Source organism: Streptomyces sp. NPDC001796 (assembly GCF_042892355.1).
Classification (GTDB): domain Bacteria; phylum Actinomycetota; class Actinomycetes; order Streptomycetales; family Streptomycetaceae; genus Streptomyces.
Genome location: NZ_JBIAUC010000006.1, coordinates 332,958 through 345,542, shown reverse-complemented (window position 1 = coordinate 345,542; position 12,585 = coordinate 332,958). Strand labels below are relative to the sequence as shown.

The following is a 12,585-nucleotide window of genomic DNA, read 5'->3' as shown; positions in this document are numbered from 1 at the left end:
GGGACGAGCCGGGAGGGCCGCCGCCCCGAGTGGGCGGCGGCCCCGCAATCCCCGTACCGCTTGCCAGAGCTCGGTCAGAGCACGCGGACCGCGCCGGACGGCGGGTCGTAGGACAGCGGGTGCTCCCCGACGCCGCTGGAGGGGTTCTGCGCGCCGACGAACATGCCGTCGCCCACGTACACCGCCACGTGGTACGCGCTGCCCGCGCCGCCCCAGTAGAGGATGTCGCCCGGCTGGAGGTTGCTCAGCGAGACCTGGGTGCCGGCCGTCGACTGGTCCTGGGAGACCCGCGGAAGGTTGATCCCGACCTGCTTGAAGGCCGTCTGCACCAGTCCGGAGCAGTCGTACGCCGACGGACCGGTGGCGCCGGACACGTACGCCTTGCCGATCTGCGCCTTGACGAAGGCGACGACCTCCGCGGCCGAACCGGTGGCCGTGGAGGAACCCGTCGAGACGCCGGTCGATGCGGCGGTGAGGACGGTGCGCTCCGCGCTGCGCGAGGCGGCCTCCGCCTGCTTGCGCTCCGCCTCGGCCTTCCGCTTGGCCTCGGCCTCCTTCTTCTTGGCCTCCGCGAGGTCCGCCTTGGCCTGCTTCGCGGCGTTCGCAGCGGCCGCGTCACGCTCGACCTGCAGCTGGTAGTTGGCCGCGGCCTGCTGGGTGGCCGCCGCGGACTGTGCGACCTGGGTGGCCACGTCGGCCGTCAGGGTCGGCAGCTCGAGCGTCTGGGTCACCGGCTCGGCCGCGTCGGCCGATGCCGCCGAGGCTCCGGCCACGGCCAGGGTGCTGAGGACACCACCGGCGACTCCGGCCCGCATCGCGATGGTCGACGCGCTGCGGTTGCGGGGCTTCCGGTGGCTGCGTATGTGAGCGGTGTGGGACATGGGGACAAGCGGTACCAGGGACTCCTCCATACCTTCAAGAAACGTGTGGTGCGCCACAGTTGTTCAATCGGTGGCCTGAATCCCGGGCGTGTCATTCTTTATTGACGCCGTAACGGGCAAAGCGGACAGTGGCGATCAGGCCTGTGATCATGGGCTTTCGTCGTTACGTCCCGAATTGCTCCCGGCCTACCACTGGTTGGGGCGGATGGCCAAGCCCGCTTTATTGAACCCTCACACAGATGTGGCGCAGGTCACGGAACGGTCACCGTCGCGGGGGCGTCTCGCGCGCGCAGCGGGGTCCTCGGTCCGTGCGCCTGCCCTGCCGCTTGTGAATGCATGCACCTCTGTGCGTGAAGTCGCCCTTCTGCTCGTGAACGCGTGCACACGTCCACATTCGCCCCCGCTCCTCCCTCTGAAGTGTGAACGGGTGCCTTTACCAAGGGTTCTGGCCCAGCGCCAATTTGCTTTGAACGCTTGGCGTTTGATAGTGCAAGACCGCCTCTACCAGCGGAGACGGACGAAAATGTCACCTCTTGGTGATCACTCGACTGCTTCGCGTACGTAGATCACCGCTCATCCGACTTCATGATCCTTCGCCTGGTGGTGGAGATCACAAAGTACGTGCTGACCCCCGTGTCGCAGATCACACACCCGCGGGCATAAGATGCACGGCAGTTGGGCTTGTGACCTGCTTCACATGTCCGTGATCTTCGCTGGGGCGAGCGGGGCTTTCGGGACATGTGGGGCGGATGTGAGCCCAGCGCAACCGCCAGCAGTCAGTGCCGACTGAGAGGAGCGAGGAGCGGTGAACGCGTATGCGCCCATCCTCGTACTGGGAGCCCTCGGGGCAGGCTTTGCGATCTTCTCCGTGGTCATGGCCACGCTGATCGGTCCGAAGCGGTACAACCGCGCCAAGCTCGAGGCCTACGAGTGCGGTATCGAGCCGACCCCCACGCCGGTCGGCGGCGGGCGCTTCCCGATCAAGTACTACCTGACGGCGATGCTCTTCATCGTCTTCGACATCGAGATCGTCTTCCTCTACCCCTGGGCCGTCACCTTCGACGCCCTGGGGATCTTCGGGCTCGTGGAGATGCTGCTCTTCGTGCTCACCGTCTTCGTCGCGTACGCGTACGTATGGCGGCGCGGCGGCCTGGAATGGGACTGAGGGGCCTTACGTCATGGGACTCGAAGAAAAGCTGCCGAGCGGTTTCCTTCTGACCACCGTCGAGCAGGCCGCGGGCTGGGTGCGCAAGGCGTCGGTCTTCCCCGCCACCTTCGGCCTCGCCTGCTGTGCCATCGAGATGATGACCACCGGCGCCGGCCGCTACGACCTGGCGCGCTTCGGCATGGAGGTCTTCCGCGGCTCGCCCCGTCAGGCGGACCTGATGATCGTCGCGGGCCGGGTCAGCCAGAAGATGGCGCCGGTCCTCAGGCAGGTCTACGACCAGATGCCGAACCCCAAGTGGGTGATCTCGATGGGCGTGTGCGCTTCCTCGGGCGGCATGTTCAACAACTACGCGATCGTCCAGGGCGTCGACCACATCGTCCCCGTCGACATCTATCTGCCCGGCTGCCCGCCACGGCCCGAGATGCTGATGGACGCGATCCTCAAGCTGCACCAGAAGATCCAGTCCTCCAAGCTCGGCGTGAACGCCGAGGAGGCGGCCCGTGAGGCGGAGGAAGCGGCGCTCAAGGCCCTGCCGACCATCGAGATGAAGGGGCTGCTGCGATGAGCGACGCGAACGGCACCCACGCGGCGAACGGCTCCGCGAACGGGGTGAACCCCGAGAAGGACCTCGGTGCCGCCAACCTCCCCGGCCGGCGCGGGGAGGGCGGCGAGGAGATCCGCGTCCAGCGCGGCATGTTCGGTGCGAACAACGGCGGCGACACCTCCGGCTACGGCGGCCTGGTCCGCTCCATCCGCCTCCCGGGCGCGGCCACCCGCCCCTACGGGGGCTGGTTCGACGAGGTCGCCGACGAACTCGAGGGCGCCCTGGAGGAGCAGGGCCTCGTCCCCGAGAACGCCATCGAGAAGACCGTCGTCGACCGGGGCGAGCTGACGTTCCACATCGAACGCGAGTACCTGGTCGCCGTCGCCCAGACCCTGCGCGACGACCCGGCGCTCCGCTTCGAGCTGTGCACGGGCGTGAGCGGAGTGCACTACCCCGGCGACAAGGGGCGCGAGCTGCACGCCGTCTACCACCTGCGCTCGATCACCCACAACCGGCTGATCCGCCTGGAGGTCAGCGCTCCCGACGCCGACCCGCACGTCCCCTCGCTCGTGTCCGTGTATCCCACGAACGACTGGCACGAGCGCGAGACGTACGACTTCTTCGGCCTGGTCTTCGACGGCCACCCGGCGCTGACGCGGATCATGATGCCGGACGACTGGCAGGGCCATCCGCAGCGCAAGGACTACCCCCTCGGCGGCATCCCCGTCGAGTACAAGGGCGCCCAGATCCCGGCTCCGGACCAGCGGAGGTCGTACTCATGAGCACGCACACCCCGTCCTCCGCACGCGAGACCACCGAGGGCACCGTCTACACAGTGACCGGCGGTGACTGGGACGAAGTCGTCGAGTCCGTGTCCCGTGCCGACGACGAGCGCCTGATCGTCAACATGGGCCCACAGCACCCGTCCACGCACGGCGTGCTCAGGCTCATCCTGGAGATCGAGGGCGAGACGGTCACCGAGGCCCGCTGCGGCATCGGCTACCTGCACACCGGCATCGAGAAGAACCTCGAGTACCGCACGTGGACGCAGGGCACCACGTTCGTGACGCGCATGGACTACCTGACGCCGTTCTTCAACGAGACGGCGTACTGCCTCGCCGTGGAGAGGCTCCTCGGCCTCGAGGACCAGGTCCCGGACCGCGCCTCGGTCATCCGGGTGCTCCTGATGGAGCTGAACCGGCTCTCCTCCCACCTGGTGTGCATCGCCACCGGCGGCATGGAACTCGGCGCCACCACGATCATGATCTACGGCTTCCGCGACCGGGAGATGATCCTCGACATCTACGAGCTGATCACCGGCCTGCGGATGAACCACGCCTACGTCCGCCCCGGCGGACTCGCCCAGGACCTCCCGCCGGGCGCGGTGGACCAGATCCGCGAGTTCGTGAAGAAGATGAAGAAGAACCTCCCGGAGTACGACAAGCTCGCCACCGGGAACCCCATCTTCAAGGCCCGCATGCAGGACATCGGCTACCTGGACCTCGCGGGCTGCATGGCCCTCGGCGCCACCGGGCCGATCCTGCGCTCCGCCGGCCTGCCGCACGACCTGCGCAAGACACAGCCCTACTGCGGCTACGAGACCTACGACTTCGACGTCCCCACCGCCGACACCTGCGACGCCTACGGGCGCTTCCTCATCCGCCTGGAGGAGATGCGCCAGTCGGTCAGGATCATCGAGCAGTGCCTGGACCGGCTGCAGCCCGGCCCGGTCATGGTCGCCGACAAGAAGATCGCCTGGCCCGCCCAGCTCGCCCTGGGACCGGACGGGCTCGGCAACTCCCTGGACCACATCAAGAAGATCATGGGCACCTCCATGGAGGCCCTGATCCACCACTTCAAGCTGGTGACCGAGGGCTTCCGCGTCCCGCCGGGACAGGCGTACGCGGCGGTCGAGTCGCCCAAGGGCGAGCTCGGCGTGCACGTCGTCTCCGACGGCGGCACCCGCCCCTACCGGGTCCACTTCCGCGACCCGTCCTTCACCAACCTGCAGGCCATGGCGGCGATGTGCGAGGGCGGCCAGGTCGCCGACGTCATCGTCGCCGTCGCGTCCATCGACCCCGTGATGGGAGGCGTCGACCGGTGACCACCTCTTCTTCGGAGCGGGGCGTCAGCCTGGGCATGCCCGAACTGCCCGCGCCCGACTACCCGGACGACGTGCGGGCCCGGCTGGAGCGGGACGCGCACGAGATCATCGCCCGCTACCCGGACTCCCGGTCCGCCCTCCTGCCGCTGCTGCACCTGGTGCAGTCGGAGGAGGGCCATGTCACGCGCACCGGGATGCGGTTCTGCGCCGAGGTGCTGGGCCTGACCACGGCCGAGGTCACCGCGGTCGCCACCTTCTACACCATGTACCGGCGGAGGCCCTCCGGTGACTACCAGGTGGGCGTCTGCACCAACACCCTGTGCGCCGTCATGGGCGGCGACGCCATCTTCGAGGCCCTCCAGGAGCACCTCGGCGTCGGCAACGGTGAGACCACCGATGACGGCAAGGTCACCCTGGAGCACATCGAGTGCAACGCGGCCTGCGACTTCGCGCCGGTCGTGATGGTCAACTGGGAGTTCTTCGACAACCAGACCCCCGAGACGGCCAGGCGCCTTGTCGACGACCTGCGCGCGGGACGGCAGGTCGCGCCCACCCGCGGTGCCCCCCTGTGCACCTTCAAGGAGACCGCCCGGATGCTGGCCGGCTTCCCCGACGAACGGGACGGGGCCGTCGAGGCGACCGGCAGCGCGGGTCCGGCCTCCCTGGTCGGGCTGCGGCTGGCCAAGGGGGAGTCCCCCGCCGCGCGCGTGGTGCACCCGCGGGACGGCGGGCCGCACGACGAGGCCGGGGACACGGCCGTGCACCAGCCGTCGCCGGCCGAGCACCTCAGCTCGCACGACGCGCCGCAGGACACATCGGCCTCCGACCCGGCCCACCCGGCCGGGCCCGTAGCCGACGAGGGAGGGCAGTGATGACCTTGTCCGCTCAATATGGGGGCACCTCCCAGCCGGAGGCTGGGGGAGAGACCAGCCCCGAGAAGCTGCTCGTGCCCGTGCTGTCGGCCCTCTGGGACGAGGAGAGGTCCTGGACGCTGGACGTCTACCGCAGGCACGACGGCTACGAGGGGCTCCGCAAGGCGCTCGCCATGTCGCCCGACGACGTGATCGCGTACGTGAAGGACTCCGGACTGCGCGGGCGCGGCGGCGCGGGATTCCCCACGGGAATGAAGTGGCAGTTCATTCCGCAGGGTGACGGCAAGCCTCACTATCTGGTTGTCAACGCCGACGAATCGGAGCCCGGAACCTGCAAGGACATCCCGCTCCTCTTCGCGAACCCGCACAGCCTCATCGAGGGCATCGTCATCGCGTGTTACGCCATCAGGTCGTCGCATGCCTTCATCTATCTGCGTGGTGAAGTCGTCCCCGTGCTGCGGCGGCTGCACTCGGCGGTGCGCGAGGCCTACGAGGCCGGCTACCTCGGCGAGAACATCCTGGGCAGCGGGCTCGATCTCGACGTCACCGTGCACGCGGGCGCGGGCGCGTACATCTGCGGTGAGGAGACCGCACTGCTCGACTCGCTCGAAGGCCGCCGTGGCCAACCGCGGCTCCGTCCCCCCTTCCCTGCGGTCGCGGGCCTCTACGCGTGCCCGACTGTCGTGAACAACGTCGAGTCGATCGCGTCGGTTCCCGCGATCCTGAACCGGGGCAAGGAATGGTTCCGGTCGATGGGCAGCGACAAGTCGCCCGGCTTCACGCTGTACTCGCTCAGCGGCCATGTGGCCAACCCCGGCCAGTACGAGGCCCCGCTCGGCATCACGCTGCGCCAGCTCCTCGACATGAGCGGCGGCATGCGGCCCGGCCACCGGCTGAAGTTCTGGACGCCGGGCGGCTCCTCCACCCCGATGTTCACCGAGGAGCACCTCGACGTCGCGCTGGACTACGAGGGCGTGGGCGCCGCCGGGTCCATGCTCGGCACCAAGGCCCTGCAGTGCTTCGACGAGACGACCTGCGTGGTGCGGGCCGTCACCCGCTGGACCGAGTTCTACGCCCACGAGTCCTGCGGCAAGTGCACGCCCTGCCGCGAAGGCACGTACTGGCTCGTGCAGCTGCTGCGGGACATCGAGGCGGGCAAGGGCGTGATGTCCGACCTCGACAAGCTCGCCGACATCGCCGACAACATCAACGGCAAGTCCTTCTGCGCCCTCGGCGACGGCGCGGCCTCGCCGATCTTCTCCTCCCTCAAGTACTTCCGCGAGGAGTACGAGGACCACATCACGGGCCGGGGCTGCCCCTTCGACCCGGCCAAGTCCACGGCCTGGGCGGACAAGCCCGCGGAGGTGAACGCATGACCGTGACCACCAGCGCTCCCTCAGGTGGGGGAGAGGCGGCGGTCCCGCCGGAGGACCTCGTCACGCTGACGATCGACGGCGTCGAGATCAGCGTGCCCAAGGGCACCCTGGTCATCCGCGCCGCCGAACAGCTCGGCATCGAGATCCCCCGCTTCTGCGACCACCCCCTGCTCGACCCGGCCGGAGCCTGCCGCCAGTGCATCGTCGAGGTCGAGGGCCAGCGCAAGCCCATGGCGTCCTGCACGATCACGTGCACGGACGGGATGGTCGTGAAGACGCACCTCACCTCGCCCGTCGCCGAGAAGGCCCAGAAGGGTGTGATGGAGCTCCTGCTCATCAACCACCCGCTGGACTGCCCCGTCTGCGACAAGGGCGGAGAGTGCCCGCTGCAGAACCAGGCGGTGTCGCACGGCAACGCCGAGTCCCGCTTCGACGGGAAGAAGCGGACGTACGAGAAGCCGGTCCCGATCTCCACGCAGGTGCTGCTGGACCGCGAGCGGTGCGTGCTGTGCGCCCGCTGCACCCGGTTCTCCAACCAGATCGCGGGCGACCCGATGATCGAACTGCTGGAGCGGGGCGCACTGCAGCAGGTCGGCACCGGAGAGGGCGACCCCTTCGAGTCGTACTTCTCCGGGAACACCATCCAGATCTGCCCGGTCGGCGCGCTGACCTCGGCGGCGTACCGCTTCCGCTCCCGCCCCTTCGACCTCGTCTCGTCCCCCTCGGTCTGCGAGCACTGCTCCGGCGGTTGCGCGACGCGTACCGACCACCGGCGCGGCAAGGTCATGCGGCGACTGGCCGCCTACGACCCCGAGGTCAACGAGGAGTGGATCTGCGACAAGGGGCGGTTCGCGTTCCGGTACGCGCAGACGAAGGACCGGCTCGATGTGCCGCTGGTGCGGCGCGAGAGCGGTGAGCTGGAGCCCGCGTCCTGGCCCGAGGCGCTCGACATCGCCGCCCGGGGGCTGCTCGCCGCGCGGGGCCGGGCCGGGGTGCTCACCGGTGGCAGGCTCACCGTGGAGGACGCCTACGCGTACAGCAAGTTCGCGCGCGTGGCGCTCGACACGAACGACATCGACTTCCGCGCGCGCGTGCTCAGCGGCGAGGAGGCCGACTTCCTGGCCGCCCGGATCGCCGGACGCGGCCGCGACCTCGACGGCAGCGGCGTCACGTACACCTCCCTGGAGAAGGCGCCCGCGGTCCTGCTCGTCGGGTTCGAGTCCGAGGAGGAGACGCCCGGGGTCTTCCTGCGGCTGCGCAAGGCCTGGCGGGGGCACGGCCAGCAGGTGTTCGCTCTCGCCACGCACGCCACCCGGGGCCTGGAGAAGGCCGGCGGCACGCTGCTGCCCGCCGCGCCCGGGACCGAGACCGAGTGGCTGGACGCGCTGGCCGGACGGGTCGGCCTGGAGGAGGACGGCGTACGTGCCGCGGAGGCACTTCGCACCGAGGGCGCTGTGATCGTCGTCGGTGAACGCCTCGCCGCCGTGGCCGGCGGCCTCACCGCCGCCGTCCGCACCGCGGCCGCCACCGGCGCCCGGCTGGTGTGGATCCCGCGCCGGGCCGGAGAACGGGGCGCGGTCGAGGTGGGCGCGCTGCCCTCGCTGCTGCCGGGCGGGCGTCCGGCCACCGACCCGCGCGCGCGGGAGGAGGTCGCCGCCGCCTGGGGCCTCGCCGAGCTCCCGCACCGCTACGGCCGGGACACGGGCCAGATCGTCGAGGCCGCGGCCACCGGCGAACTGCGCGCCCTGGTCGTGGCCGGCGTCGAGGTCGCCGACCTGCCGGATCCGGCACGCGCGCGTGAAGCGCTGTCCGAGGTGGACTTCCTGGTGTCCCTGGAACTGCGGCCCAGTGAGGTCACCGAGCGCGCGGACGTGGTGCTGCCGGTCGCGGCGGCCGCCGAGAAGGCCGGCACCTTCCTCAACTGGGAGGGCAGGGCCCGCTTCTTCGAGGCCGCGCTCAAGCCCGACCAGATGACCCGCCCGCTGATGCCGACCGACGCACGCGTGCTGCAGATGCTCGCCGACGCGATGGACGTGCACCTGGGGCTGCCCGATCTGCGCACGATCCGCGTGGAGCTGGACCGCCTCGGCGCCTGGGACGGTCCGCGGGCCGCCAACCCCCTGGAGATCGGCGGACAGCTGGCCCGCCCGGCCGCCGGGGAGGCCGTGCTCGCCGGCCACCGGCTGCTGCTGGACCAGGGCCGCCTCCAGGACGGCGACGAGGCGCTCGCCGGCACCCGGCACGCGGCACGCGCGCGGGTGTCCGCCGCCACCGCCGCCGAGGCGGGCGTCGAGGACGGCGACCTGCTGGCCGTGCGCGGCCCGTCCGGAACCGTCGAACTCCCGCTGCAGATCACCGAGATGCCGGACCGAGTGGTCTGGCTCCCGATGAACTCCACGGGCGGCGGCGTCCCCTCCGACACCGGGGCACAGCCCGGCACCCTCGTCCGCATCGGCCCGGCGACGCCCGCCGCCGAAGCCCCCAAGGAGGTGGAGGCATGAGCCCGTACCTCGCCGCTGAAGACCTCTCGATGTTCGGCCACGACCCCTGGTGGCTGGTCGTCGTCAAGGCGGTGTTCTGCTTCGCCTTCCTGATGGTGACCGTGCTGTTCTCCATCGTCTGGGAGCGCAAGGTCGTCGCCTGGATGCAGCTGCGCATCGGCCCCAACCGGCACGGCCCCTGGGGCATGCTCCAGTCGCTCGCCGACGGCGTGAAGCTGATGCTGAAGGAAGACCTGATCGTCAAGCGCGCGGACAAGGTGGTCTACATCCTCGCGCCGATCGTCGCGGCCATCCCGGCCTTCATGGCGATCGCGGTGATCCCCTTCGGGCCCTCCGGCAACGAGATCTCGATCTTCGGGCACCGCACCACGATGCAGCTCACCGACCTGCCGATCGCGATGCTCTACATCCTCGCGGTCGCCTCGGTCGGCATCTACGGCATCGTGCTGGCGGGCTGGAGCTCCGGCTCCACCTACCCGCTCCTCGGCGGCCTGCGCTCCTGCGCGCAGATGATCTCGTACGAGATCGCCATGGGCGCCGCCTTCGCCTCCGTGTTCCTCTACTCCGGGTCGATGTCGACGTCGAGGATCGTCGAGGCGCAGCACGACCGCTGGTACATCCTGCTGCTGCCGGTGTCCTTCATCATCTACATCGTCACGATGGTCGGCGAGACCAACCGCGCCCCCTTCGACATGCCGGAGTCCGAGGGCGACCTGGTCGGCGGCTTCAACACCGAGTACTCGTCGATCAAGTTCGCGATGTTCATGCTCGCCGAGTACGTCAACATGGTGACGGTCTCGGCCGTGTCCACCACGCTCTTCCTGGGCGGCTGGCGTGCCCCTTGGCCGATCAGCACGGTCTGGGAGGGCGCGAACCACGGCTGGTGGCCGCTGCTCTGGTTCGTCATCAAGGTCCAGCTGCTGCTGTTCTTCTTCATCTGGCTGCGCGGCACGCTCCCGCGCGTCCGCTACGACCAGCTGATGAAGCTCGGCTGGAAGGTCCTCATCCCGGTCTCCGTGGTCTGGCTGATGCTGGTCGCGACCGTACGGGCGCTTCGCAACGAGAACTACGGTTTCGCCGACATCGCGCTGTACGTCGCGGGCGGAGTCCTCGCACTGCTCCTGGTGTCGTTCGTCATCGACATGTTCCGCGCGAAGGCCAAGGAGGCCGAACGGCCCGCCGAGGAACCCGCCGCCTTCGACCCGATGGCCGGGGGATTCCCCGTGCCGCCGCTGCCGGGACAGACGCTGCCGCCGGTGCCGAGGCGCCGCCCGCGCCGGGAGCGGGAGCTGATTGTCAGTGGTGGGGCGGACACTGTGAGTGACGGATCTTCGGATGGAAAGGAGGCGTCCGATGGCTGACGAGCCCAAGGACACCAAGCCGGGTTTCCAGAACCCGGTGGCCGGCTTCGGCGTGACCTTCAAGGCCATGTTCAAGAAGCGGCTCACCGAGCAGTACCCGGAGCAGAAGAAGACCACGGCTCCGCGGTTCCACGGCCGGCACCAGCTCAACCGCCATCCGGACGGCCTGGAGAAGTGCGTCGGCTGCGAACTGTGCGCCTGGGCGTGCCCCGCCGACGCGATCTACGTCGAGGGCGCGGACAACACGGACGAGGAGCGCTACTCGCCGGGCGAGCGGTACGGGCGGGTCTACCAGATCAACTACGCCCGCTGCATCCTGTGCGGCCTGTGCATCGAGGCGTGCCCCACGCGTGCGCTGACGATGACCAACGAGTTCGAGTTGGCCGACTCCAGCCGCGCCAACCTCATCTACACCAAGGAGCAACTGCTCGCCGGCCTCGAAGAGGGCATGGTCGACACGCCCCACGCCATCTACCCGGGGACGGACGAGCAGGACTACTACCGGGGCCTGGTGACGGAGGCCGCGCCCGGCACGGTGCGCCAGGTCGCCGTCTCGAAGGGCGAGGTACCGCAGGAGGCCGCCTCCACCTTCGGCGAGGGTGAGCCGGCGTCGAAGAAGGTGATCGGCGGATGACTGATCTCGCGGCCTACTCCACCTCCACCGGAGAGGCCTTCCAGTTCTGGGTCCTCGGCACCGTCGCGGTGCTCGGCGCCCTCGGCACCGTCTTCATGAAGAAGGCCGTGCACAGCGCGCTGAGCCTCGCGGGCACCATGATCGTCCTGGCGGTGTTCTACCTCGCCAACGGCGCCTATTTCCTGGGGATCGTGCAGATCGTCGTCTACACGGGCGCGATCATGATGCTGTTCCTGTTCGTGGTGATGCTCGTGGGCGTCACCGCGGCGGACTCCCTGAAGGAGACCATCAAGGGGCAGCGCTGGCTGGCCCTCCTGTGCGGGCTCGGCTTCGGCATCCTGCTGTTCGCGGGCATCGCCAACGCGTCCCTGAAGGACTTCGCCGGAACCGGCAAGGCCAACGCGGGCGGCAATGTGGAGGGTCTGGCGGCCCTCATCTTCACCAAGTACGTGTTCGCCTTCGAAATCACCGGTGCCCTGCTCATCACGGCCGCCGTCGGCGCCATGGTGCTCACCCACCGCGAGCGCACCGAGCGCGCCCGCACCCAGCGCGAACTCTCCGAGCAGCGCGTGCGGGAGGGCAAGCACGTTCCGCCGCTGCCGGCCCCCGGCGTCTACGCCCGGCACAACGCGGTGGACATCGCGGGCCTCCTGCCGGACGGCACCCCGTCCGAGCTGACCGTCAACAAGACGCTGCGCGCCCGCGGCCAGATCCGCGACGTGTCCGACGAGGCGATCAGCGATCTCAAGGCGCTGGAGCAGCACGCCGCCGAGCGCCTTGAGCGCACCGAGGAGAAGCGGCCGGCGCTCAAGAGGACCGAGGAGGCGTCGAAGTGAACCCGGTCAACTACCTGTATCTCGCGGCCCTGCTGTTCACGATCGGTGCCACCGGCGTACTGATCCGGCGCAACGCGATCGTGGTGTTCATGTGCATCGAGCTGATGCTCAACGCGTGCAACCTCGCGTTCGTCACCTTCTCCCGGATGCACGGCAACCTCGACGGCCAGATCATCGCCTTCTTCACGATGGTCGTCGCCGCCGCGGAGGTCGTCGTCGGGCTCGCGATCATCGTGTCGCTGTTCCGTACCCGCCATTCGGCCTCGGTCGACGACGCCAGCCTGATGAAGCTGTAAGGGGTCGGGAGA

At 69.4% G+C, this 12,585-nt stretch carries 12 protein-coding genes; 11 read left to right on the top strand and 1 reads right to left on the bottom strand.

Annotated features, from left to right (window positions below):
• Positions 1-74: 74 nt before the first annotated feature.
• Complete coding sequence (locus tag ACFYZE_RS15745) at positions 75-881, bottom strand: C40 family peptidase (RefSeq protein WP_388993190.1); 807 nt, start codon at positions 879-881, stop codon at positions 75-77.
• A gap of 805 nt (positions 882-1,686) precedes the next feature.
• On the opposite strand from ACFYZE_RS15745, the gene ACFYZE_RS15740 reads away from it, so the two are divergent.
• Genes ACFYZE_RS15740 through nuoK form a run of 11 tightly spaced genes read left to right on the top strand, consistent with a single transcriptional unit; the run spans position 1,687 to position 12,573 of the window.
• The gene (locus ACFYZE_RS15740) at positions 1,687-2,046 is read left to right on the top strand and encodes an NADH-quinone oxidoreductase subunit A (RefSeq protein ID WP_359887413.1); all 360 of its coding nucleotides are present in this window, start codon (positions 1,687-1,689) and stop codon (positions 2,044-2,046) included.
• 13 nt (positions 2,047-2,059) lie between these two features.
• Complete coding sequence (locus ACFYZE_RS15735; protein WP_007383964.1) at positions 2,060-2,614, top strand: NADH-quinone oxidoreductase subunit B family protein; 555 nt, start codon at positions 2,060-2,062, stop codon at positions 2,612-2,614.
• On the top strand, positions 2,611-3,375 hold the full coding sequence (locus ACFYZE_RS15730; RefSeq protein ID WP_388993187.1) for an NADH-quinone oxidoreductase subunit C: 765 nt from the start codon (positions 2,611-2,613) through the stop codon (positions 3,373-3,375). The genes ACFYZE_RS15735 and ACFYZE_RS15730 overlap by 4 nt, the downstream gene beginning before the upstream one ends.
• Entirely contained in the window at positions 3,372-4,697 is a 1,326-nt protein-coding gene (locus tag ACFYZE_RS15725; RefSeq protein ID WP_388993184.1) for an NADH-quinone oxidoreductase subunit D, read from the top strand. The genes ACFYZE_RS15730 and ACFYZE_RS15725 overlap by 4 nt, the downstream gene beginning before the upstream one ends.
• Positions 4,694-5,569: an NADH-quinone oxidoreductase subunit NuoE gene (gene nuoE / locus ACFYZE_RS15720; RefSeq protein WP_388993181.1), complete on the top strand. Its 876-nt coding sequence runs from the start codon at positions 4,694-4,696 to the stop codon at positions 5,567-5,569. Before ACFYZE_RS15725 ends, nuoE begins: the two co-directional genes overlap by 4 nt.
• On the top strand, positions 5,569-6,945 hold the full coding sequence (nuoF, locus tag ACFYZE_RS15715) for an NADH-quinone oxidoreductase subunit NuoF (RefSeq protein WP_388993178.1): 1,377 nt from the start codon (positions 5,569-5,571) through the stop codon (positions 6,943-6,945). Before nuoE ends, nuoF begins: the two co-directional genes overlap by 1 nt.
• Positions 6,942-9,446: an NADH-quinone oxidoreductase subunit G gene (locus ACFYZE_RS15710; protein ID WP_388993175.1), complete on the top strand. Its 2,505-nt coding sequence runs from the start codon at positions 6,942-6,944 to the stop codon at positions 9,444-9,446. Before nuoF ends, ACFYZE_RS15710 begins: the two co-directional genes overlap by 4 nt.
• Positions 9,443-10,807, top strand: coding sequence for an NADH-quinone oxidoreductase subunit NuoH (nuoH, locus tag ACFYZE_RS15705; protein WP_388993172.1), 1,365 nt, complete (start codon positions 9,443-9,445; stop codon positions 10,805-10,807). Before ACFYZE_RS15710 ends, nuoH begins: the two co-directional genes overlap by 4 nt.
• Entirely contained in the window at positions 10,800-11,441 is a 642-nt protein-coding gene (gene nuoI / locus ACFYZE_RS15700; protein ID WP_388993169.1) for an NADH-quinone oxidoreductase subunit NuoI, read from the top strand. The genes nuoH and nuoI overlap by 8 nt, the downstream gene beginning before the upstream one ends.
• Positions 11,438-12,277, top strand: coding sequence for an NADH-quinone oxidoreductase subunit J (locus ACFYZE_RS15695; protein WP_388993166.1), 840 nt, complete (start codon positions 11,438-11,440; stop codon positions 12,275-12,277). The genes nuoI and ACFYZE_RS15695 overlap by 4 nt, the downstream gene beginning before the upstream one ends.
• A complete protein-coding gene (nuoK, locus tag ACFYZE_RS15690; protein ID WP_023547474.1) occupies positions 12,274-12,573 on the top strand; it encodes an NADH-quinone oxidoreductase subunit NuoK in 300 nt (99 codons plus the stop codon). Before ACFYZE_RS15695 ends, nuoK begins: the two co-directional genes overlap by 4 nt.
• Positions 12,574-12,585: the final 12 nt, after the last annotated feature.

Excerpts from the sequence above, each read along its gene's own strand:
- ACFYZE_RS15745 (WP_388993190.1), bottom strand. The coding sequence starts at position 881 with ATGTCCCACACCGCTCACATACGCAGCCACCGGAAGCCCCGCAACCGC.
- ACFYZE_RS15735 (WP_007383964.1), top strand. The coding sequence starts at position 2,060 with ATGGGACTCGAAGAAAAGCTGCCGAGCGGTTTCCTTCTGACCACCGTC.
- ACFYZE_RS15730 (WP_388993187.1), top strand. The coding sequence starts at position 2,611 with ATGAGCGACGCGAACGGCACCCACGCGGCGAACGGCTCCGCGAACGGG.
- ACFYZE_RS15725 (WP_388993184.1), top strand. The coding sequence starts at position 3,372 with ATGAGCACGCACACCCCGTCCTCCGCACGCGAGACCACCGAGGGCACC.
- nuoF (WP_388993178.1), top strand. The coding sequence starts at position 5,569 with ATGACCTTGTCCGCTCAATATGGGGGCACCTCCCAGCCGGAGGCTGGG.
- ACFYZE_RS15710 (WP_388993175.1), top strand. The coding sequence starts at position 6,942 with ATGACCGTGACCACCAGCGCTCCCTCAGGTGGGGGAGAGGCGGCGGTC.
- nuoH (WP_388993172.1), top strand. The coding sequence starts at position 9,443 with ATGAGCCCGTACCTCGCCGCTGAAGACCTCTCGATGTTCGGCCACGAC.
- nuoI (WP_388993169.1), top strand. The coding sequence starts at position 10,800 with ATGGCTGACGAGCCCAAGGACACCAAGCCGGGTTTCCAGAACCCGGTG.
- ACFYZE_RS15695 (WP_388993166.1), top strand. The coding sequence starts at position 11,438 with ATGACTGATCTCGCGGCCTACTCCACCTCCACCGGAGAGGCCTTCCAG.